This window comes from Devosia aurantiaca (assembly GCF_011058215.1).
Classification (GTDB): Bacteria; Pseudomonadota; Alphaproteobacteria; order Rhizobiales; family Devosiaceae; genus Devosia; species Devosia aurantiaca.
This window is the reverse complement of record NZ_JAALFG010000002.1, coordinates 1,032,232-1,054,157: the sequence shown is the minus strand read 5'-3', so window position 1 is coordinate 1,054,157 and position 21,926 is coordinate 1,032,232. Positions and strand designations below refer to the sequence as shown.

General features: G+C 61.9%; 21 protein-coding genes and 1 pseudogene. 7 read left to right on the top strand and 15 right to left on the bottom strand.

Features of this window, described 5'->3' with window-relative positions; all coding sequences use genetic code 11:
- Positions 1–79: 79 nt before the first annotated feature.
- From G5575_RS12980 to ilvA, 3 genes are all read right to left on the bottom strand, one after another.
- Positions 80–781, bottom strand: a complete 702-nt coding sequence (locus G5575_RS12980) for a pyrimidine 5'-nucleotidase (protein WP_164534651.1) — start codon at positions 779–781, stop codon at positions 80–82.
- 81 nt (positions 782–862) lie between these two features.
- Complete coding sequence (locus tag G5575_RS12975) at positions 863–2,086, bottom strand: hypothetical protein (protein WP_164534650.1); 1,224 nt, start codon at positions 2,084–2,086, stop codon at positions 863–865.
- A gap of 171 nt (positions 2,087–2,257) precedes the next feature.
- Entirely contained in the window at positions 2,258–3,775 is a 1,518-nt protein-coding gene (gene ilvA, locus G5575_RS12970) for a threonine ammonia-lyase, biosynthetic (protein WP_164534649.1), read from the bottom strand.
- Positions 3,776–3,978: 203 nt separating this feature from the next.
- Here ilvA and G5575_RS12965 point away from each other — a divergent pair, with 203 nt between their 5' ends.
- A complete protein-coding gene (locus G5575_RS12965) occupies positions 3,979–5,469 on the top strand; it encodes a DHA2 family efflux MFS transporter permease subunit (RefSeq protein WP_164534648.1) in 1,491 nt (496 codons plus the stop codon).
- A gap of 53 nt (positions 5,470–5,522) precedes the next feature.
- On the opposite strand, the gene argB is transcribed toward G5575_RS12965, so the two are convergent.
- Positions 5,523–6,425 (bottom strand): acetylglutamate kinase, encoded by a 903-nt coding sequence (gene argB / locus G5575_RS12960; protein ID WP_164534647.1) that lies wholly within the window; start codon positions 6,423–6,425, stop codon positions 5,523–5,525.
- 154 nt (positions 6,426–6,579) lie between these two features.
- On the opposite strand from argB, the gene G5575_RS12955 reads away from it, so the two are divergent.
- Together G5575_RS12955 and G5575_RS12950 are read left to right on the top strand one after the other, a co-directional pair.
- Complete coding sequence (locus G5575_RS12955) at positions 6,580–7,131, top strand: sigma-70 family RNA polymerase sigma factor (RefSeq protein WP_164534646.1); 552 nt, start codon at positions 6,580–6,582, stop codon at positions 7,129–7,131.
- The gene (locus G5575_RS12950) at positions 7,128–7,832 is read left to right on the top strand and encodes an anti-sigma factor (protein ID WP_164534645.1); all 705 of its coding nucleotides are present in this window, start codon (positions 7,128–7,130) and stop codon (positions 7,830–7,832) included. The genes G5575_RS12955 and G5575_RS12950 overlap by 4 nt, the downstream gene beginning before the upstream one ends.
- Here the strand turns inward: G5575_RS12950 and tilS are convergent.
- From tilS to G5575_RS12925, 5 genes are all read right to left on the bottom strand, one after another.
- A complete protein-coding gene (gene tilS, locus G5575_RS12945; RefSeq protein WP_164534644.1) occupies positions 7,829–9,103 on the bottom strand; it encodes a tRNA lysidine(34) synthetase TilS in 1,275 nt (424 codons plus the stop codon). The two genes, G5575_RS12950 and tilS, sit on opposite strands and share 4 nt — an antisense overlap.
- Positions 9,088–10,023 (bottom strand): tol-pal system protein YbgF, encoded by a 936-nt coding sequence (gene ybgF / locus G5575_RS12940; RefSeq protein WP_164534643.1) that lies wholly within the window; start codon positions 10,021–10,023, stop codon positions 9,088–9,090. Before ybgF ends, tilS begins: the two co-directional genes overlap by 16 nt.
- A 135-nt stretch (positions 10,024–10,158) precedes the next feature.
- Positions 10,159–10,611: a peptidoglycan-associated lipoprotein Pal gene (pal, locus tag G5575_RS12935; RefSeq protein ID WP_164534642.1), complete on the bottom strand. Its 453-nt coding sequence runs from the start codon at positions 10,609–10,611 to the stop codon at positions 10,159–10,161.
- A 232-nt stretch (positions 10,612–10,843) separates the two neighbouring features.
- Positions 10,844–11,869, bottom strand: a complete 1,026-nt coding sequence (locus tag G5575_RS12930) for a peptidoglycan -binding protein (protein ID WP_164534641.1) — start codon at positions 11,867–11,869, stop codon at positions 10,844–10,846.
- Positions 11,870–11,872: 3 nt separating this feature from the next.
- Positions 11,873–12,634, bottom strand: a complete 762-nt coding sequence (locus G5575_RS12925; protein ID WP_328766015.1) for a flagellar motor protein MotA — start codon at positions 12,632–12,634, stop codon at positions 11,873–11,875.
- Between the two features lie 51 nt (positions 12,635–12,685).
- On the opposite strand from G5575_RS12925, the gene G5575_RS21800 reads away from it, so the two are divergent.
- On the top strand, positions 12,686–12,814 hold the full coding sequence (locus G5575_RS21800) for a hypothetical protein (RefSeq protein WP_328766013.1): 129 nt from the start codon (positions 12,686–12,688) through the stop codon (positions 12,812–12,814).
- Between the two features lie 253 nt (positions 12,815–13,067).
- On the opposite strand, the gene G5575_RS12920 is transcribed toward G5575_RS21800, so the two are convergent.
- The 5 genes and pseudogenes from G5575_RS12920 to G5575_RS12900 all read right to left on the bottom strand — a co-directional run bounded on the left by G5575_RS12920 (position 13,068) and on the right by G5575_RS12900 (position 18,183).
- A complete protein-coding gene (locus G5575_RS12920) occupies positions 13,068–13,862 on the bottom strand; it encodes an inositol monophosphatase family protein (RefSeq protein WP_164534640.1) in 795 nt (264 codons plus the stop codon).
- 12 nt (positions 13,863–13,874) lie between these two features.
- Positions 13,875–15,116 carry a tetratricopeptide repeat protein gene (locus G5575_RS12915; protein ID WP_164534639.1) on the bottom strand — a complete coding sequence of 414 codons (1,242 nt, stop codon included), beginning with the start codon at positions 15,114–15,116 and terminating at the stop codon, positions 13,875–13,877.
- Positions 15,113–15,697 (bottom strand): thiamine phosphate synthase, encoded by a 585-nt coding sequence (locus G5575_RS12910; RefSeq protein WP_328766108.1) that lies wholly within the window; start codon positions 15,695–15,697, stop codon positions 15,113–15,115. Before G5575_RS12910 ends, G5575_RS12915 begins: the two co-directional genes overlap by 4 nt.
- A gap of 174 nt (positions 15,698–15,871) precedes the next feature.
- Positions 15,872–16,899, bottom strand: a pseudogene (locus G5575_RS12905) (class I fructose-bisphosphate aldolase).
- A gap of 81 nt (positions 16,900–16,980) precedes the next feature.
- Positions 16,981–18,183 carry a phosphoglycerate kinase gene (locus G5575_RS12900; RefSeq protein ID WP_328766011.1) on the bottom strand — a complete coding sequence of 401 codons (1,203 nt, stop codon included), beginning with the start codon at positions 18,181–18,183 and terminating at the stop codon, positions 16,981–16,983.
- 963 nt (positions 18,184–19,146) lie between these two features.
- Between G5575_RS12900 and G5575_RS12895 the strand changes: the two genes are divergently transcribed.
- From G5575_RS12895 to G5575_RS12885, 3 genes are all read left to right on the top strand, one after another.
- A complete protein-coding gene (locus G5575_RS12895) occupies positions 19,147–19,824 on the top strand; it encodes a hypothetical protein (protein WP_164534637.1) in 678 nt (225 codons plus the stop codon).
- 329 nt (positions 19,825–20,153) lie between these two features.
- Entirely contained in the window at positions 20,154–20,453 is a 300-nt protein-coding gene (locus G5575_RS12890; RefSeq protein ID WP_164534636.1) for a hypothetical protein, read from the top strand.
- 31 nt (positions 20,454–20,484) lie between these two features.
- The gene (locus G5575_RS12885; protein WP_164534635.1) at positions 20,485–21,066 is read left to right on the top strand and encodes a DUF6680 family protein; all 582 of its coding nucleotides are present in this window, start codon (positions 20,485–20,487) and stop codon (positions 21,064–21,066) included.
- Between the two features lie 240 nt (positions 21,067–21,306).
- Here the strand turns inward: G5575_RS12885 and G5575_RS12880 are convergent, their stop codons facing one another.
- The gene (locus G5575_RS12880) at positions 21,307–21,831 is read right to left on the bottom strand and encodes a putative glycolipid-binding domain-containing protein (RefSeq protein ID WP_164534634.1); all 525 of its coding nucleotides are present in this window, start codon (positions 21,829–21,831) and stop codon (positions 21,307–21,309) included.
- Positions 21,832–21,926: the final 95 nt, after the last annotated feature.

Sequence of the window (21,926 nt, the reverse complement as noted above, 5' to 3'; positions counted from 1 at the left end):
CGGAACCTACCCCTCCCTAGCTTCGCTAAGCCTTCGGCTAAGCTGCGCTACCCTCCCCTCAAGGGGAGGGTGAAGAAAGTCAGGGCAGGTTGCGGAGGAAGCCGGCGAGATCGGCGGTGATGTGATGGACGTGGGGGCCGGTGGAGCGGCCGAGCTCCCATGAATCCACCTGGTCGTGGAGGAAGCCATCTTGGGGGACGACCTGGACGGTGGACATGCCCACTTCGTGCGGGACGACGAGGTTCTTTTCGAGATCGTCGAACATGGCGGCGCGGGTGGGGTCGATGGCGTGCTTCTGGAAAAAGCCGTCATAGGCTTCGCGGTGCGGCTTGGGCACGAAGGTCATGGCGCGGATGTCGTGCACATGCTCGAAGAGATGGTCGCCACCGAGGCGCATCAGGACGTTGCGGGCGTGGCCCACATCGCCATTGGTGAGGATGAACTTGCGGCCGGGCAGGGCGGTGATGGCGTCGATGAGTTCGGGATGCGGCGCGACCGGGGTGTAGTCGATAGCGTGCACGGTATTGAGGAAATGGTCGGCGTCGATCTCGTGCCGATGCATGAGCCCGTTCAGCGTCGTGCCGAAGTCGCGATAGTAGCCCTTCTGCAGGTCGCGGGCGGCGGCGAAATCGAGCTTGGTGACGTCCATCACGTAGTTGGTGATCAACGTGTCGATCTGCGCGAAGAGATTGCATTCACGCGGGTAGAGGGTGTTGTCGAGGTCGAACACCCATTCGGTGACGTGATCAAAGCTGGAGCGAGGCAGGGGCAGGGCGGTCATAGGGCGACCATGCCAGAAAAAAGTGAAGGCTTCATCTGCTTGCCAAAAGAGTGAGGGCCCATCGCCGGGCCCCCATCAGGATTACTGGTTGGCGGTGACCGTGAGGCCCAGAGCCTGGATCAGGCCAGCCGGGTTGGCGGCGGCGGCAGCCAAGACGAGGAAGCTCGTGGGCGAGGCCGGAGCGACGGCAACCTCGAAGCTCTGCGGATCGTCGAGGAAGGCGTTGACGGCCGGCACGATGAGATCAACCAGCGCAGGGGCGTTGAGGTCGGCCATCATGGCGGGAACGACAGGCTTGATGGCTTCGACGAAAGCGGCGCGATCGATACCGGACTGGGCGGCAAAGAGGTCGAGCAGCTTGGGCGCAAGGCCGGCATCGTCATAGCGGATATCGGCGCTGGCGATGGAGAGGGCCTGCGCCATTTCCATGCCCATCATCATCTGCTGGGCCTGACCTTCTTCGGTGGTCGGGTCGATGTCGCTTGCGTTCATCGCGTAGATCTTGTCGAGCACCGCGGGGGTGAAGCCCAGGATATCGAATGTAAAGTTGAGCTTGCCGATGTTTTCGAAGTCCATCACCGACTCGGTCAGCGCAAGGCGACCGTCGGAAAGGGTCCAGGTGCCGGCCTGGCTGATATTGCCCTTGATCTCGGTGAGGCCAAGGGACTCGATCACGGCGCCGGCTTCGGGCTCTTCTTCGCCGACGGTGGAAAGATCGGCCCAGATATTGGAAACGGTGAACTTCGAGTTGACCGACTCAAGCGCGTCGTCATCGGCGTAGCCGAACTCAGAGGAGTAATCGAGGCCGTCATAGCGCACGACTTCAGCGCCATCGCGGCTGACGACCAGCGGGCCGGTGGCAACGCGATCAACGGTCTGCAGCAGGTTTTCGGCGCTATATTCGTCTTCCGGCGGCAGCCAGAGGCCTTCAGCGACAATGCCAGTGACTGAAAGATGCCCGACCGGATCGGAGGCGAATTCGGTATCGATATCGGGCACAGTCAGCTGCTCGGCAAAATAGCTGCCGTCTTCGTTCTCGACGACGCCGGTAAAGGTCAGCTCGGTATCGAAAGTGGTGGGTTCTTCTTCGGTGCCGGCAAAGCCGACGGTGACGCCATCGACGGTGATGGTATCGCCGTCGAGGGTTGCGGTACCGAAATCGAGTTCATAACCCATGACCGCGTAGACGGCCTCGAAACGATCGATGAAAGCCTGCGCTTCGAGCGCGGAAGCGGGCTGCATCAAGGCGAGTGTCGTCAGGCCGCTAGCAAGCATCAGGCCGGCGGTCTTGGTGGTCCGGATCATGTTTTTCTTTCCCTTTATTTGTAGATTTGCGCCCCTGGTGCACCCCAAAGGCCGACGATCAATGCAAATTGCTCCACACCCGACCAATTGCAATGGGTTCGGGGCGGAAATACGTCAGGTGGTGTAGATGCCGTTTATTTCAGAATGAAGTCGCCCCCGTTTGGGTGGGGATTATTCGCGATCAAGGAACTGCCGATAGGCGGGATTGTCGGTCTCGTTCCAATAAGGAAAACCGATGGCATCGATGTGGGCAAAGAAGTCCTCGCGCGTCTCTTCCGGCACCTGGATGCCGACCAGGACGCGGCCATAGTCGGAGCCGTGATTGCGGTAGTGGAACAGCGAAATGTTCCAGGCATCGTTCAGCCCTTCGAGGAATTTGAGCAAGGCGCCTGGCCGCTCCGGGAATTGGAAGCGGAAGATCATCTCGTCCCGGAGGCCTTCGACGCGGCCGCCGACCATGTGGCGGACATGGAGCTTTGCGACTTCGTTGTCGGTCATGTCGGTGACGTCGAGACCGTTGCTGGCAAGGAGGTCGATGATCTCGCGCTTTTCGGTGTCGCCGTTGCCGAGCTTGATGCCGACGAAGATGCGGGCGCTGTTGCCGGGGGCGAAGCGATAGTTGAACTCGGTGATGGCGCGGGCGCCAAGGAGGCGAATGAAGGCGCGGTAGGAGCCGGGCCGCTCGGGGATGGTGACGGCGAGGAGCGCCTCGGCGCGCTCGCCGATCTCGGCACGCTCGGCGACGTAGCGCAGGCGGTCGAAATTGACGTTGGCGCCGGAGTTGATGGCAATCAGGGCGCCATCGGGCGCGGTGCCGTTGTCGATGTCACGGCGGAGGCCGGCAAGGGCGAGGGCGCCGGCGGGCTCGGTGATGGCGCGATGGTCATCAAAGATATCCTTGATGGCGGCGCAGATTTCGTCGGCCGTAACGGTGATGATGTCGTCGAGGAGGTCGCGGCAGAGGCGGAAGGTTTCTTCGCCCACCTGACGCACGGCGACGCCATCGGCAAAGAGGCCGACCTGGTCGAGCGGCACCGGCTTGCCGGCTGCAATGGCGGCCTTCATCGAGGCGGCTTCTTCGGGCTCGACACCGATGATGCGGATTTCGGGGCGCAAAAATTTTACGAAGCTGGCGATGCCGGCGGCGAGGCCGCCGCCGCCGACGGGCACATAGATGGCGCCGATCGGCTCGGGGTGCTGGCGCATGATTTCGAGCCCGACCGTGCCCTGGCCGGCAATGACATCGGGATCATCGAATGGGTGGACGAAGACATAGCCATGGCGCTCCGCAAGGATCGAGGCGTGGGCGCGGGCTGCGTCGAAGCCGTCGCCGAAGAGCACGACTTCGCCGCCAAGGCGGCGCACGGCATTGACCTTGATCACCGGTGTCGTCGTCGGCATGACGATGACGGAGCGGATGCCGAGGCGGCTGGCGGACAGGGCAACGCCCTGCGCGTGATTGCCGGCCGAAGCGCAGATAACGCCGCGGGCGCGCTCTTCGGCGGTGAGATGGACGATGCGGTTATGGGCGCCGCGGATCTTGAAGGAAAAGACCGGCTGAAGATCCTCGCGCTTAACCAGGATGTCATGCCCAAGCCGGGTGGACAGCAGTTCCATGCTGTCGAGCGGGGTCTGCTCGGCAACGTCGTAGACCGAGGACGTCAGGATCTTTTTGACATAGTCGGTCATGGCGGTGCTCCAGATTTTGCGGTGATGGACGCCTGCTGACAGGAAATGTCAACCGAGCCGATCAGCATGGGCGATGTGATCAGAGGGCACCGGTCGGCGCCATTGCGTGGCTTGATTGTGCGCAAAAGGAGGCGCACAAACCCCGCGCGTTTCTTGCCGCTCCGGTTCGCCTCAGCCGCACGCATCTTTCGAGGAAATTTCCCATGTCCACTTTTGCGGCCGAAACGGCCACTCCACCCGATCCGCGCCGCTGGCTGTCGCTGTTCGTTCTTTTGATCGCCAATTTCATGAACCTGATCGATGTCACCATCGTCAATGTGGCGCTTCCTTCGATGCGCGAAAGCCTGGGCGCCACCGACAGCCAGATCGAATGGGTGGTCGCCGCCTATATCCTGGCCTTTGCGCTGGGGCTTTTGCCGTTCGGCCGGTTGGGCGACATTGTGGGGCGCACGACGCTCTTCCTTTGGGGCGTTGCCGGTTTCACGGCAGCTTCGGCGCTTTGTGGTCTGGCGCCGAACATCGAGTTCTTGATCGTCGCCCGTATCATCCAGGGCCTTGCCGGTGCGATGATGACGCCGCAGGTGCTGGCGATCGCCACGGTGACCTTTCCGCCGCAGGAACGGGGACAAGCGTTTTCGCTGTTCGGTCTGTCTGCGGGCCTTGCTTCGGTCTGCGGCCCGATTCTTGGCGGCGTGCTGATTTCGGCCAATCTTTTCGGCCTCGAATGGCAGCCGATTTTTCTCGTCAACATCCCGGTCGGCATTGCCGCGGTGGTTGCAGGTTGGTTCCTGATCCCGCGTCTGCCGGGTCATGCCGAGCTCAAGAACGACTATGTCGGCATCGTCCTGTTCGGCCTCGGCATCGTCATGCTGGTGTTTCCGATCGTCGAGGGGCGTGCCTATGACTGGGCGCCGTGGATTTTCGCCATGATGGCGGCGGGGATCGTGCTGATCGCGCTTTTCGTGTTCTGGACGCGCAATCGCGCCAAGGACGGGCAGCCGCAGCTTCTCAATTTCGACCTCATCACCAATCGCCAGTTCATGTTCGGCGCCTTCGTCACCACCGTCTTTGCCTCGGGCATTCCGGGCATGTTCATGGTGATCTCGCTGTTGCTGCAGGGCGGCTTCGGGTTCACGCCGCTTGAATCGGGGCTTACCAACACGCCGTTTTCGGTGGGTGTCCTGATCGCATCGGCAATTGCGGGGCGGTTCGGGTCTCACTACCTGCGCTCGCGGCTGGCGCTTTCCGGCGCGCTTCTCGTCATCGGCATCGGCTGGATGCACTTCTATATCGAAGGCGTCACCGACATGATCGATCACTGGGCGCTGTTGCCGCCGCTCTTGATCGCCGGTGTCGGGCTTGGCCTTGGCTTCTCGTCGCTGTTCCAGCTGGTACTGGCCAATGTGCCGCCGCGCGATGCCGGTTCGGGCTCGGGCGCGCTGCAGGCCTTCCAGCAGGTGGGTGGTGCGCTCGGCGTGGCCATTATCGGGCAGATCTTCTTCACCAATCTCGGCAATGCGTTTGCTGCAGGCTCGGCCCCGCATGCCGCCTTCTCGCATGCCTCGGCGCTGGCGCTTTGGTATGTGGTCGGTAGCTTCGCGCTGGTCTTGCTGATGGCGCCGCTGTTCCGGCGGCCCAAGCCACCGGCCTATGGGCAGGGTGCACCGGCCCAGCCGGCGCTGGTCGAAGTCTAAAACACGAAGGGCCGCCCCGAGGGCGGCCCTTTTCATTAATGTCGTTGGCACCGTTAGCGGACGATGAGGGTGCCGGCGCCAAATTCGGTGAAGAGTTCGACCAGCACCACATGCGGCTGCTTGCCGTTGAGGATGACGACGCCTTCTACGCCGTTGTCGAGGGCTTCGAGGCAGGTCTCGACCTTGGGGATCATGCCGCCCGAAATGGTGCCATCGGCGATCAGGGACTTGGCTTCGCGGACCGAAAGCTCGGGGATGAGCTGGCCGTCGCGATCAAGGACGCCGGGTACGTCGGTGAGGAACAAGAGGCGCTTGGCGCCGAGCGAGCCGGCTATGGCGCCGGCAAAGGTATCGGCATTGATGTTATAGGTATTGCCGTCGCGGCCAGGAGCGACCGGGGCGATGACCGGGATCATTTCGGAGCGGGCCAGAAGGTCGAGCAGGGTGCGGTCGACTTCGACGGGCTCGCCCACAAAGCCGAGATCGAGCACGCGCTCGATGTTTGAGCCGGGGTCGCGGACGGTCTTTTCGGCCTTTTTGGCGAAGACCATGTTGCCGTCCTTGCCGCAAAGGCCGATGGCCCATTCGCCTTCGGCATTGATCAGGGCGACGATTTCCTTGTTGATCGACCCGGCGAGGACCATTTCCACCACTTCCATGGTGCGCTGGTCAGTAACGCGGAGGCCACCTTCGAACTTGGATTCGATGCCGAGATTCTTCAGCATCGAGGCAATCTGCGGGCCGCCGCCGTGGACGACGATGGGATTGACCTTGGACTGCTTGAGCAGGGCGATGTCGCGGGCAAAGGCCTGGCCGAGCTTCTGGTCGCCCATGGCGTGGCCACCATATTTCACCACGACGGTCTTACCCTCGTAGCGCTGCATATAGGGCAGGGCCTGGGCCAGGATGCCGGCATCATGGCTGAAGCGGTCAGTCTCGGAGGCGTCGTTGGACATGGGCGGGGAGAGCTCCGGTTGGTGGCCGCGGGGGTGAAAGCGATCTAAAACATTTCGGGCGTGGTTGAAATCGTCTTTGCCGACATTTTCAAGGCGGGATGATCCCTTTTTGCGCCCGATGCGTTATGCTCGATATCCGGGAGGGCAATCCCACATGCCAACGTCATCCGCCAGCGCGGATATCGCTGACCTTATCTCGCGTTGTTCGCTGCGCGATCGCAATGCTTTCCGCACACTCTATGACCGCACCAGCGCGAAACTTTTCGGCGTAGTGCTCCGTATTTTGAGGGACAGAGCGGAAGCCGAAGAGGCGATTCAGGAAGTCTATGTCAAAATCTGGCAACGCGCGGATCGGTTCGTTGCCGGCAACTACAGTCCGATCAGTTGGCTCGTGGCGGTGGCGCGCAATCATGCGCTCGATATCGTGCGGGCAAGACGGCCGGCCAGCCAGGAGCTCGACGAGGCGATGGAAATCGCCGACGAGGGGCCAAGTCCGGAAACGCTGGTGGGTGCCAGCGAGGATGGGCAGCGAATCGAGGCCTGCATGGCTCAGCTGGAGCCGGAGCGGGCAGAGGCCGTAAAGGGTGCTTACCTTGACGGCTATAGTTATGAGGAATTGGCAGAGCGCTATGCTGTGCCCTTGAATACGATGCGAACCTGGCTGCGGCGCAGCCTAATCAAACTGAGAGAGTGTCTGACGGCATGAGCGACGAGCGTGGTATAGACCGGGACGAGGAGCGCCACACAATGGTGGCCGAATACGTCCTGGGCCTGCTCGGGCCGGAAGCGCACCGGCGCGCCGAGCGTCTGATCGAAGCCGATCCGCGGCTGATGGCGGAGCGCGATTTCTGGACGGCGCGGTTTTCGTCGTTTGATGCGGATTATGATGAAGCTGCGCCACCGTCGCGGGTGATCGAGCGGATCGAGAGCCGGTTGTTCGGCGCTGAGCGCAAGGCCTCGTGGTTCGACAATTTGATGCTTTGGCGCGGGCTGGCTGCGGGTGCGCTGGCGGTTGCAATTCTGGCGGTTGGCATCAATGTGTTGGAGCCGCGCCAGGATGTTTCGACGCTGACGACGCAGCTGGTTGCGGCCTTGCAGGCCGAGGGCAGCGACGTGCAGTTCGTGGCGCTTTACGATGGCGCCGGCACGGTGCGGTTGACGGCGCTTTCGGGCGAACCGGTGGATGATCGGGATCTCGAGCTTTGGGCGATCCAGGGTGGCGGCAACCCCATTTCGATGGGTGTCATTCCGGTCAACCAGCGCTCCTCGGTTCCGTTGAGCGAAAACGTGCTTTCAGGCTGGGGCGAAGGTTCGGTGCTGGCGATCACGCTCGAGCCCAAGGGCGGCGCGCCTGCCGGTGTTCCCACCGGCCCGATCGTTGCGTCCGGCGAAGTGCACCAGATCTAGTCGATCAGAAGCTCGACTTTAACCCGTTCATCGAATGACCAGCCGCCCAGCGCCAGCATGCCGCCTTCGGCGTCACGGACCAGCGGCGCTGTGCGGATGGCTTCGGCTGGCGACGTGACCTTGAAGCCCAGCACGTCCTCAAGCCGGTGACGCGGCAGGTGGTCGGCGGCGGCAGCCGTGAGGCCGATTTCGTTCGACGTGTTGGTGATGAGGAAACGCTGGTCCCAGACAAGCTGGCTGCCCGGGGGCAGGGCGGCGTCGGAGGGGAGGGCGCGCCCGGGCTCGCGTGAAACGACGATGTGGTCATCCTTGAGCCGGGTTACGGCGCCGAGCAGCGTGGCGGCGCGAAGGAGATCGTTGCCGAGGATCTGGTCGTAGAGGCGCTCCACCTGACCGAGAGCGCGGGGCTTTTGTCGGCCGCCAACGATGTTGAGCACGCGGCCGAACACGCGTCGGCCGATGGCGGGGCTGAGCGCGGCAAAGGTGTCGCGGGGGAGGGAGGCAGCGCCGAAACCGTCTAGCGTCACCATCTGCGCGAAGGCGAGATCGGTGACCTGGGCCAGCGCGGCATCGGCTTCGGCCATGCGGGTGGCGAAACGGGCCAGGGCGGCGCTATCGAGACCTTCTGCGGCAAGAGACGGCAACAGCTGACGCCAACGGACACGTTCATAGGCGGGATCGTCGTTGCTGGGGTCACGGGCGGGGGTGAGACCCGCAGCGTCGACGATCGCCGCAAGGGCTGAGGGCTCGACGTCGAGCAGCGGGCGGAACATGGGCACGCCTTCTACCGTCGAGCGCGCCGTCATCGCCTTGAGGCCCTCGATTCCGCTGCCATGAGCGAGACGCATCAGCACGGTTTCGGCTTGGTCGGCGCGATGATGTGCGGTCAGCAGCAGGGTGGCGCCGTCTGCAGCCATGGCGTCGCCGATCAGGCGATAGCGCGCCTGGCGGGCAGCCTCCTGGAAGCCGGTCTGCGGCTTTTCGCCGACCCATGCCAAGCCACGGGCGGGGATGCCGAGTGACGCTGCAATGTCGAGGACCATGGCAACTTCGTCGCGCGCTTCGGGGCGGAAGCCATGGTCGAGGCTATAAACGAAAAGCTTGGGTGGACGGTCGAGGCTGGATGCCCAGCCATGGGCAAGGAGCATCAGCGCTAGGCTATCGGCGCCGCCAGAGACAGCAAGGCCGATGGCCGGCTGGTTTGCGGCTGGCGCGAAGAGGCGCGCCAGCACATCACGGTCCCCTAGGTCGGGCGTTAGGCTGGCGGGCATTCGGCCTTGGCCTTTTCCTCGGCGAGGCGGGCTTGGAAGGCGGGGATGATATCGGGGTAGCGGGTGCCGACTTCGGAGAAAGTGCGGCATGCGGTTTCCCGCTCACCCACGCCGGCCAGCGAGATGCCAAGCTTCATCAGGATATCGGGTGCACGCGGATGGTCCGGCGCTTTTTGATAGGCTTCGACGAGAACATCGGCGGCTTCGGCATAGGAGGACTGGGCGATCAGCGCCTCGCCGCGCCAGTTGGCGGCGTCGACGAGCTGCGCGCTATCTGGGTAAAGTTCCATGAATTGGCCGAACTGGTCGTCGGCAAAAGCGTAGTCGCCCGCGACCAAAGCTTCATAGCCGGCGCGAAACTGCGCATCGGCGTCAGCATTGCCGCTGGCATTGGCGGTGGGGTCATAGGCGAGATCAAGCGGTTGGCCGGTGGCAAGATCAACGCCGCCTGCGGCATTGGTGCCGACCAGCGGGTCGCCAGACTCAGCAGAGCCATCATCGAAGGTTGGATCGAACTCGGCTTCGCCGGGAAGAGGTTGGACGCCCTGCGTCGGAATTTCCGTCGCTGGAGCGGCATCGTAGGCGGTGGCTGGGGTCGCCGGCACGGCAGCAGGCGCAGCCGCGCTGCTCTCCTGCAGGCGATTGAGAATTTCCTGCATCTGGGTCATCTGGAAGGTCAGGCCTTCCATTTGCCCGTTTAGGGAGCGGATCTGCTCTTCGAGCTGCTGCACGCGCACCATCAACTGGGCGCTGTCGGCCTGGGCAACAAGAATGCGGTCACTGTTGGTGAAGGTCAGGCCACCAAGTTCGCCTGGGGGCAGGGAGGTCTGGGCGAGTGTTGCCTGGGCACCGACGCCAAAGGCCATGGCCAGCGCGCACAAGGCGGCGCGGCCCTTTCTTGCGAGAGGATTTGCGATCAAGCCGGCCTCCGGAGTTGCTGATCATCAGCAGATGGGTGTTCGGCGTTCGGCGATAAAGAGCAATCAAGTCAAAAAGAAAGCGCCCGGGCCATTTTGTGGCTCCGGGCGCTTGGTTCCAGCGAAGCTGAGGGACGCTTACTGGACGACGGTCACAGCGCGGCGGTTCTGGCTCCAGCAGGAAATGTCGTTGCAGATGGCAACCGGACGTTCCTTGCCGAAGGACTGGCTGGTGATACGCTGAGCATTGACGCCGCGCGAGGTCAGGTAGTTGACGACGACCGAAGCACGGCGGGCGCCAAGGGCAATGTTGTATTCGCGGGTACCGCGTTCGTCGGCATGGCCTTCGATCATGATGCGGTAGTTACCGTACTGGTTCAACCACTGAGCCTGCTTGTCGAGAGTGGCCATGGCTTCGGTGGTGAGCGAGCTCGAATCGGTGGTGAAGAAGACGCGGTCACCGACCGAGACGATAAATTCCTGCTGGCTGCCGGGAGTGCCGGCGCCGGTATTGCCGACGCCGGTCATGCCGACCTGATCGGTGGATGCGCTGCGCGAACAAGCAGCAACAAACACGACAAAGAACATCATCGCGACAGCGCGCAAAACGGTATTGAGGGGGCGGGGAGGACCACGTGCGGCTCCATAAAGGCAACAATCTTAAGCGCAGCATTTACCGCGCTTAATCTTAAGGCCCGGTTTGCCAGGATGGTTAATCTTGCCTTATTGGGGCGCGGGTGTGGCCGAAATCCGGGCTTTTCTGTGACGTAACGTTTCGGCCACAGTAAGCAGGAGCGATCACGTTAAGGTTAAGTGAGCCGGGTCAACCCTCGGTTAGCTTGAACTCGATGCGGCGATTGCGGCGGTAGGCTTCTTCCGTGTTGGCCGGATCGAGTGGTGCGAATTCGCCAAACCCTGCCGCAACGAGACGGGCCGGTGCAACGCCGCGGCTGACGAGATATTGGGCCACGGAGATGGCGCGTGCGGCTGACAATTCCCAGTTCGAGGGGAAGCGGGCATTGCTGATCGGGCGGACATCGGTATGGCCATCGATGCGCAGCACCCAGTTGATGTCGTCCGGGATTTCTTTCTCCAACTGGAGGATTGCATCGGCAAGCGCATCGAGCCCCGGCAGGCCCTCCTGGGTGATTTCAGCCTGACCGGGGTTGAACAGAACTTCGGACTGGAACACGAAGCGATCGCCGACGACGCGGACGTCGGCGCGGTTTTCGAGGATCTGCCGCAAGCGGCCGAAGAAGTCGGAGCGGTAACGCGACAGGTCCTGCACACGCTGCGCCAAGGCGAGGTTGAGGCGGCGGCCGAGGTCGGCGATCTGCGTGCGCGACTCGCTGTCCCGAGATTCCGAGGCTTCGAGGGCGGATTCAAGGGCGCTGATCTGCGTGCGAAGGGCAGCGAGCTGCTGATTGAGCAACGCGACCTGGGCATTGGCTTCGTCGGAGAGGCTTTCGGCGGCGAGGAGTTGCGACTCGAGCCCCGAGATCGTGGCATCCCGATCGCCGAGACCCGCCCCGATGCCGGCAAGCTGGCCGGCAAGATCATCGTTCTCAGCTTCAGCGCCCGCAAGCGTCGCCGTCAGCGAGGCCAACTGGGAGGTGAGGTCATCGGAATTTGCGCGTTCGAGCTGCAGCAGGTCGGTCAGCTCGGCGATCTGTGAGTTGAGGCGGGAAAGGGCAGTATCGCGGCCTTGCAGCTCCTGACCCAGGAAAAACTGGGTAAGCATGAACAGCGACAGCATGAAGATGATGACGAGCAAAAGGCTCGACAGGGCGTCGACGAAGCCGGGCCAGTAATTGGCCTCTTGCCTGCGGCGGGAGCGGGCGCCCGGCATAGGTCAGTTCCGCCGCTCGTTATCGGCTTCGTTAAGCATGGCCTGGATCAGGTCGCGCAGCTTGCGATTGGTTTCGCCCTGCTCGTTGATATGGGCGCGCAGGTCGTCCTGCTCGGTGCGGATATGCTTGACCAGGCCGTCGATGCCACGGGCCAGCTCGGCCATGGCGCGAATGGCGTTCTGGCTCGAGTTTTGGTTTTGCATATTGGCGCCGAGCTTTTCGATGGCAGCCGTCATGTCTGGCCCGCCGGCATTGGCCTGCATGGCGCTGACCGGATGATCGAGCTCGGTCATCGAGGTCATCCAGTCTTCGAGATCAGTATAAAAGGCGTTCTGCGCCTGGCTGGTCTGGAGATCGAGGAAGCCCAGAATCAGCGAGCCGGCAAGACCGAAGAGCGAGGACGAAAAGGCGGTGCCCATGCCGGCCAACGGCGCGGCAAGGCCTTCACGCAGGCTGGAAAACTGCGAAGCCGTGTCACCGGCAGACACATCGAGCGCGTTGATGACGCCGGCAACGCTGCTGACGGTTTCGAGAAGGCCGTAAAACGTGCCCATGAGGCCCAAGAACACCAGAAGGCCGGTGAGGTAACGCGACGTGTCCTTTGCTTCATCGAGGCGATTGCCCACGGAATCGAGGATAGAGCGCATGGACGAAGGCGTGATAACCGCTTCGCCGATGCGTTCGCGCAGGAGGCCGGCGACAGGGGCAAGTAGGACGGGGGGCGAACGTTGGAGACGTTGCCGTCCTGTAGCGAGTTCACCCATTTGACTTCGGGAAACAACCGGTAGAGCTGGCGGAAGCTGAGGAAGATGCCGATGGCCAGGGCAAAGAAGATCATCGAGTTGATGAACGGGTTGGCCCAGAAGAAGGTGACGATATTGGTGAACAAGATGGCGGCGACGAGCCCCACCAGCACCAGGAAGATGATGATCTTGACCAGGTAAACGGACGGGGTCGCGAGATGGTAGGGATCGTAGCCTTGCGTCATCGTCTTTGCGTGTCGCCCTTGGTGCGGCAAATCATGGGGCGAAGAGTAGAGGCGGGCGATTGGCGTGACAATGGAAAAGGTTAACGTAGGCAGATGTCACGGCTGTTGAGACGTCGGGCCCCACCCCGCCCAGCTTCGCTAGGCCTCTCGGCTAAGCTTCGCTACCCTCCCCATCAAGGGGAGGGAGGGGATGGAGCCGGAGGTCGTGTTTATTGGATGGGCCGCAGAGCCTTGAGCAACTGGCTTTGAAGGGTTTCGTTGCCGGCAACAATCTGGCCGTTCCACACCGAGCCCTGCGCGCCGGCGAAGTCGGTGACGACGCCGCCGGCTTCCTTGACGAGAAGCTGGCCGGGCGCCACGTCCCAGGGCTTGAGGCCAGCTTCCCAGACGCCGTCGAAACGGCCGGCGGCGAGCCAGGCCATGTCGAGGCAGATCGAGCCCGAGCGGCGAATGCCGGCGACGGCGGGGTTGATCTCGGCAAGCTGGCGCAGCTGCAGCGTATCGTTGGCGGTGCCTTGAGTCTTGATGCCGGTGCAGATCACGGCGTCGGAGAGGTGGCGGCGGTCGGCAACGCGCAGGCGCTTGCGGTCGGCCAGCCAGGCGCCACCGCCTTTTTCGGCGGTAAAGAGTTCGTCCATGATCGGGTTGAAGACGACCGAAGCCACAATGTCTTCGCCGCGCTGCAGGGCAATCGCGACGGCAAAGAGCGGAATGCCGTGGAGGAAATTGGTGGTGCCATCGAGTGGGTCGATGATCCAGGTATGCTGGCCATCGGTGCCGGAGACCTCGCCGCCTTCTTCCATGAGGAAGGCGAAGGTGGGGCGGGCCTTGCGCAGCTCGTCGAAAACGATCTGCTCGGCGCGAAGGTCGGCCTTGGACACGAAATCGGCCGGACCCTTTCGCGAGACCTGAAGATTTTCGACTTCGTTGAAGTCCTTGGACAGGGAGCGGCCGGCCTTGATGGCGGCATTGACCATGACGTTAAGAAGGGCTGACCGTGCCATGATGAGTGCTCGCTAGCTCATGCGGCCCAACGAGCGCGGCGTGTTCCGCTGCCCGCTTGCATGGAGCCTGGCTCCGCCGCTGGATTGATGTGTGGCGGGCTTATTGCCCCAGATGCGGTTGCGGTTCAAGGGTCTTGGACTGCGGGTTCCTCTGGCGGAAGCTCTGCGGGTGCGGCAGGCGCCGTTTCGGCAGCGGTCCCCTCGGCGGGGTCGACCACCTGGCTTGGCGCATTTTCGGGATCGACCGGGGCGGGCAGAACTGGTCCCTCGACCGGCGCGACGCTTGGCACCGTGGCAACGGTTTCGATGTTGAGGGGCGTCGATGGCCAGAAGCGCGCACGCTCTTCGGCACGCGCCAGCGTCTCGGGGGATGGAGACCAGGAGGCGATCGAGGTCCGGATCGACGAGACCCTGTCGGCGGGCAAGGGCGCGCCACATGGCAGCATCTTCAAGGTTCGCCTCGATGCCTTCGCCGACGGCGAGGAGCTTGGCATAGCGGTTTTGCGCCACGGCGCTGCCGCTTTCGGCGGCGCGGCCGTACCAGAGGGCGGCGTCCTCGACGTTCCGCTCAACGCCCTGGCCGAGATAGAGCAGGGTCGCGAAATCGACCTGCGCGTCGGTTAGGCCCTGGCGGGCGGCAAGTTCGATATAGCGGGCGCCTTCCGCATTGTTGGGGGCAACGCCGGCGCCTTCAAGCAGCATCGAGCCGTAGTCGTATTGCGCTTCGGGAAGCTCGGCGTCTGCGGCTTCCCGCATCAGGGTGGCGGCCGTGACGAGGCTGGGCTCGGCATAGATGCCTTCGACGTGGAGCAGCGCCATGTTGTATTTGGCGGGAACGTAGCCGGCGTCGGATGCGGCCTTGAAGAGCTCGGCGGAGCGTTCGCGGCTTTTGGGGACGCCGAGGCCGGCCTGGTAGAGCATGCCGAGTTCAAAGGTCGCGAGGCGGTCGCCGTTGCGCGAGGCCAGTTGGTACCAGCCGGCGGCGCGCTCGTGGTTTTCAGGAACGCCCAGCCCCTTGGCGTAGATTTCGGCGATCAGCGTTTGCGCTGCCGCATCGTTCTGTTCAGCGCGGGGCAGTGCCAGTTCGAAGGCGGTGAGGTAATAGCCGCGCTGGAAGGCGCCGAAGGCATAATCTACGGGCGCGCGCGGTCCGAGCACTTCTGCGCTGATCTGTTCGGCAGGCGTGTCCTGCGCCAGGGTTGGCAAGGGGGCGAGGGCGGCCAAAACTGCGAGGAGGCGCAGGGGGCGGATCATGCCGCTTCCTTAGCTGCGCGGTCAAAGGCAGCCATCGTGGAAACTGGGTCCGAGGTGGACCAGACGCAATCGGACACGGCGAGGAATTCCGTGGCGAGCTTTGTGGTTTCGGCGACGTCGGCGTCGGGATCGGAGAGGACGGCGGGGACTTCGAAGGTTTCGGCCCACCACTGGGCGAGTTCGAATGCCTGCGGATCGCGCTTGCCGCCGAGGGGACCAAACATGACGTAGTCGACGTCGAGTTCGCCAAAGCTCATGGCGTCGTGGCGGGAGGTGATGGCACCCGCGCCGACGATGCCGTCGGGCTTTAGGGCTTCGATGGCGACGCGGAGGGCCTTGGCGCCGCCATTGGTGACGTGGACGCCGTCTGCGCCGGCGCGGCGGGCGAGGGCGACGTCGTCTTCAACGATAACCGCGGCACCGGCGGCCTGGCCGATCTGCACGAGACGTTCGACGAAGTCAGCGTAAGCAGTGTCGTCCATGTCGCCGCGGCGGACCAGGAGGGCGGCGACTTCGGGGCCGGTCAGCACGGCCATCAGTTGGCGCGGGAAGCGCTCGAGATCGGGGTCAGCCGGAGTAATCAGATAAAGCTGGGGGCCATGGCCGTCCTATGCGTCGACGCGTTGCTCCCTATGAGCGGATTTTGGCGACAAAGGGACGGACCTCAATAGGGCGCCGGGGCCATGGCTGCAAGAAGAGACGCGCGCCCCGGTGGAGGCGCGCGTCGTTGCGACGTTGGGAGCGTCGGAAAGGCTTTAAGCGGCGCGGTCGACCGCGTTGGTCCATTCGCCGGTGGCGGCGAGGGAATTCATGTGGGCGCGATGGGCGAAGGCCTGGCGGGCCTGAGGGAAATTCTCGCGGCGGCCGGCCCAGGTGCGCAAGGCAACGTTCTGGAGGGCGCGGCCATAGGAGAAGGTCAGCGGCCAGGGTTTGCCAGGAATGCGGTTCATCGCCGAAAGGTGCGCGGTGGCTTCCTCGTCGGTCTGGCCGCCGGAAAGGAAGGCAATGCCGGGGACGGCGGCGGGAACGTGTTCCTTGAGCACGGCAACGGTGCGCTGGGCGACTTCCTCGACGGTGGGGCGGTCGCGGGAGTTGACGCCGGGGAGCACCATGTTGGGTTTCAGCAGCATGCCGGCCAGGTCGACACCGGCGAGGCGAAGTTCCTTGAACACGTTTTCGAGCACATCACCGGTGACTTGGGCGCAGCGTTCGAGCGAGTGGTTGCCCGGCTCGCCATCGCCGACGACTTCAGGCTCGACGATGGGGACGATGCCGGCTTCCTGGCAGAGCATGGCGTAGCGGGCCAGGGAATGGGCGTTGGCGCGGATATTATTGCGGGTGGGGGCGATGTCGTTGATGGTGATCACGGCCCGCCACTTGGCAAAGCCGGCGCCGAGATCGGCATAGGCGGCGAGGCGCTGGCGGAGGCCATCGAGGCCTTCGGTGATCTTTTCGCCGGCTTCGCCCGGCATCGGGAAAGCGCCGCGGTCGACCTTGATGCCCGGGATGACGTCGGCATCGGCGAGGATCGCGCGGAAGGGGTGCCGTCGGCGGCGGATTGTTTCAGCGTTTCCTCGGTGAGGATGACGCCGGAAATATACTGGCGCATGGCGTCAGTGGCGCCAAACAGCATCTCGCGATAGTCACGGCGGAGATCCAGCGTGTTGGGCAGGCTGATTTTGTCGAAGCGCTTGCCGATCGTGCCTTCGGACTCGTCGGCAGCAAGGATGCCCATGCCGGGGGTCATCAGTTTTTGGGCGATGGCATTGAGCGACTTGGTCATCGAGGTCCTCGGGGGTTAGGACCCGACCTTAGACTTTCGTCACCGTGCTTTCGATTATACCTCCGATTATAATACGAAAGTTTACTTCTTGAGTGCCTGGACGCCGGGAAGGGGCTTGCCTTCCATCCATTCGAGGAAGGCGCCGCCGGCGGTGGAGACGTAGGTGAGCTGGTCCTTGACGCCGGCATGGGCGAGGGCACCGACGGTGTCGCCGCCACCGGCGACCGAGACGAGATGGCCATCATGGGTGCGCTTGGCGACGTGCTTGGCGATGGCGACGGTGCCGGCATCGAAGGGCGTCATTTCAAAAGCGCCGACCGGGCCGTTCCAGACAACGGTGTGAGCATCGTCGATGGCGCCATTGATGCGCTCGATCGATTGCGGGCCGATATCGAGGATCATGCCATCGGGGTCGATGCTATCGACGCCGTAAAGGCGAGTTGGGGAATTGGCCTTGAAGTGCCAGGACACGACGGCGTCGACCGGCAGGATAATGGCGCAACCGGATTTATCGGCCTTGTCGAGAATGCGGCGGGCGGTGTCCGCAAGATCCTTTTCGCAGAGCGACTTGCCGACCCCATAGCCCATGGCGAAGAGGAAGGTATTTGCCATGCCGCCGCCGATGACGAGGCCATCGACCTTGGTGACGAGGTTTTCGAGGAGGTCGATCTTGGACGAGACTTTGGCGCCGCCAACAATGGCGACGACGGGCTTTTTCGGCTTGCCGAGACCGGTTTCCAGCGCCTCGAGCTCGGCCTGCATGGCAAGGCCGGCGGCGGAGGGCAGGAGATGGGCAAGGCCTTCGGTCGAAGCATGGGCGCGGTGCGCGGCGGAGAAGGCGTCGTTGATATAAACGTCGCCGAGGCTGGCCATGAGCTTGGCGAGGTCGGGATCGTTCTCTTCTTCGCCGGGATGGAAGCGGGTGTTTTCGAGCACGAGGACGGAGCCGGCCGGGGCTTCGTCGATGGCCTCTTTGGCGGCCGAAACATCGACCCAGTCGGTGGCAACGAAGCCGACCGGGTGGCCGGTGGCGTCGGCAATGGCGGAGCAGACCTGTTCGAGCGAGAATTCGGGATCGACCTTGCCCTTGGGGCGGCCGAAATGGCTCAGAAGAATGACCTTGGCGTCGTGCTTGACGATTTCGCGGATGGTGGGGACGAGGCGCTCGATGCGGGTGGCATCAGTAACCTTGCCATCGGCGACGGGCACGTTGAGATCGGCCCGCAGGAGGACGCGCTTGCCGGAAAGGTCCAGTTCGTCGAGGGTCTTGAAGCTCTGGCTCACGGGTTTGTCCTCCGGCGGTGTTGGGCGTTCCCGTGGGGTAGCAGAGTGGCAAAGCGGGTGGAAGCGGGGACCCATTAAAAAGAGGGCGTGCGGAGGCGCCGCCCGGCCGAATCGGCGGGGCGGTTGGGCACGGTGAGAAGCGGCTTTCGCCCCGGAAAGTTGGTAGTGAAGAGGCGAAAGCCGCTTCGCACGATCGGGATTTTTTGCGCACGCCTCGGGCGGCCCACATAGTGGGTGACGGCGATCGTTTTGGTCGCTAGGCGGGTGCGCGAGTTCCCATCTCCTTGCGCCATAACGCTCCCCTGGCCGGCGTCGGCATCCACGCACTCCCTCAGGCGACCCCGAAAGACCCGTCCCCCGCCCGATGCTTCGTCGGCACCGCGTGTCTGGCGGAGATGGGGGAGATTAGCGGAGGTTTTGGGGGTGGGGATAAGGGGGATAAGAAGGGTCGGCTTCAACTCCTTTGCGGTCAAACTACCTCATCGATAGTCAGCAAAAGCGGACACAATAACTCGCAGATGAGCCCAAAATATTGCTAGCGGCGCCGTTGGTCAGCTATTAACAGAATTGCTCACTGCGTGGTTCGCAGGCAGGGAGAACATTGTTGTCACCTCAAACACTAAAATCTCCCCAGCAATGGCAGACGTGGTGGATTGTGACCGGCCCCAAACTCCCTGTTTCTGAGTTTCGATTTACGGACCGTATTTTTCTTGCACCATTATCTGAGGAAGATTTTCAGGACGCGAAGAAAAGAAGACCTCCTGTCTTACAGATGGCGGCTTCGCTCGACTCTCAAGTTATTGCGTATCCGCCACGGGACGAGGTTCAAAGCCGCCATCGACTCCAGATCGACGTGGAGGCTGAGAACATTGACGAAGCGTCTAACATTGCACAGCGCATCGCCGATAGATTGCTACTAGCTCTAAGCCTGTCAGTTCCTGGTAGGCGATATCATGCACAGAGTTGCGTATACTCCGGCGCGTCGGCGAGCAACAAGAAGTTACTGCTTGGTCGCAGACAGCCAATATTGCGATGTTCTACGAACCGGAACCTCTGACAGAAAATGATCTGACCGGCGCTAGAGCACTTTTCAATATTATTGAGACGGATTCCGTTGCCGAGAACGCATATATTCATTTGCTAACCGCTTGGCAGCTACAAAGCACGGCTGGTGCGAAGCCGCTACAACGTTCGATACTCCAGCACTACGTGCTCTGTATTGAATCGATAGTCACTGGTGTGATGGCCTCGATACGCCGGGAGCGCGCAGACGCTATCCGACTGGAGGAGCGGAAATTCGCTGCGGATTTTGCTGACACGCTTTCAAAACGAGCCAACAAGCCAGACGCCATTCGGGAAGCGTCAACGGAACTTCGCAATATTGGACTGATCAATATGCTTCCGTCAATTGCAGTGGTTTCGTCCAAGTTAGCGCTAGATGATGCCGTAAAAGATCAAGCCGTGAAATTATATCGCTTTCGTTCAAGTAATCTCAGTCACCCTGGCAAGGACAAGCCAGCGGCGTTCAAAGAATGGTTGTCCGGCGGACCTAGTGTTGATCAGTTCTGCCAAGCGGATACGGTCGCGCGGAGTTTCTTAGTAGCGTACTGCAAACAAATCGCGGGGACCGGGAAATCTTAGCCTGAAGCTGTGCTAAGCGATCGGAACCACGTCGCTACAGGCCGTAAACATTTGATAACACGTCTCGCCCATTAGGCCGCTAGTCCAAAAGCTACATTACCGCAGCTGCGCCGTCTTCGATCCAACTGGAATGCCGAATACCCAAAGCCGCTAGGCGCTGCTCTACCCACGGCCGCGGCAAGGTCCATCTACGCCGCCGCTAAGCTGGAAATGACAACCTGATGGTTTCGTACGAAACCTGTCGACAAAAACTGTATCCTTGAGACCGCTCAGGCCGAATCTTTTATGTTTATCCAAGGTGTGTAAGCCCAATACTTGGAGCTAAGTGGATGGATGGATTTTATGCGGTGTATTACACCGGACAAATTGGGTTCGGTCACGCTGTTTTAGTTCTGCGCGAAGGTACCATAGCCGGAGCGGACGTGGTTGGTGGCGTCTATGATGGCTTTTACAAGAGTGAGCCAGACAATACTATCATGGTCGATATTATCTTGACCGTCCCTGCGGGAACAACCCTTGTAACTGGGCAAACGTTAACTGCGCCCCACAGCCAGAACATCAAAGCGAATGTCGCGGCAACTTTCGCTAACGGTCAAACGGTCGCGCTTAACACCCCCTTGGCCCAGTGAATGCCATCTTCAAAAAACTTCGCGACCTGCCATGAACGAAGGGTTTGACTGGTTTGCTGTCGTAACGGCAGTTGCTGCGATTCTTGGGCCCCTTATTGCCATCTTTGTTACTCGGCTGTCCGATAATCGTAAGGAAGTGCGCGATCGGCAGATGGCTATTTTCCGCACGCTTATGCGCACGAGACGGCTGCCGATACATATCGAGCACGTGGGGGCGCTTAATCTTGTCGAAATTGAGTTTGTTGCAGAACAAGCAGTTCTTAAAGCTTGGCGGGAGTACTTAAAGAATCTTAGCGAGCCCTACCCCTCTCAGGCTTCTGAGCAAATACAATCGCAATTTCAGCAGCGTCGAGATCTGCTGCTAACAAAACTTATCTCTGAGATCGCGAAGGCTCTGGATTTCCATGTTGAGCAGATCGATATATTTGAAGGGAACTATATCCCTCAAGGATGGAATGACGACGATTTCGAGCAGCGGCTGATACGCAAAGGACTTATTGATGTCCTACATGGACGTCGACCCTTGCTGATGCAGCCGTTTGTTGCGCAACAGAGTCCCTACCCACCCGCTCCAGTCGTTTCAGCCGAGGCATCCGACAAAGCAAATGGGTAAGTCGTGGAATTTTTAGCGGCGAAATGTGCAGCAGAAGTGCCAGGTTTGGAATGGTCAAGTGCAGGATTGAAACCCGTATTTGGATATGGATCTAGGGCGACATGTACCTTAGTCCAAAAGCTGCAAATAATTTGCGGTCCTCAGTCTACCGGTCGCGCAATGCTGCTGTTCCAACCGGCAATTTAGCTGCGAGTATGCGCCTTCACTCCAATCTGGCCAATCTGGCCGCCGCTTACCTCCCTATACCTCAACGACAAACAGCCCCGGATAGTCCGTCACCAGCCCATCCGCATCCACCGTCAACACAGCCTCGAAATCTGCGGATTGGAAGCGGAAGTGGGTGGCGTCGAGTTTGGTGTAGATCTGTTCGGAGCGCTTGAACTTCAGGGTCGTGGCGTCGATCCAGGCCATGGCGAAGCGGGTGGGTTGGTCGGTCCATTCGGTGCGCCAGATGGGCAGGGAATTGGTCATCGGGGTGGGCCAGATGTCGACGTCGATGCAGCCGCGTAGCGCCGGGATGGGTTCGGCGCGGTCGTCGGACCAGGTGCCGGCGCCGTCGGAAAAGAGTTCGAGCACCTGGCCATCGGCGCGCTCGATGCGGACCGAGCGGGTGTGGGCGTTTTCATCGAGTTTGAGACGATAGAAGAGGCCAAAATCGGGGCCGATGATGGTGCCGCGAATGTGGGTGTTACGGCCATCGACGATGTGGGCGTGTTCTAGGGTCTTGAGGTCGAGGCCTTGCCAGCGGATGGAGCGGTTGAGCATGGGGGTGTCTTTGATGAGGGACGCACGATGCATCAACAGACGCCGGCTGTCACCCCGGCGTAGGCCGGGGCCCAGGTTGAGATCTCAGGATGGGC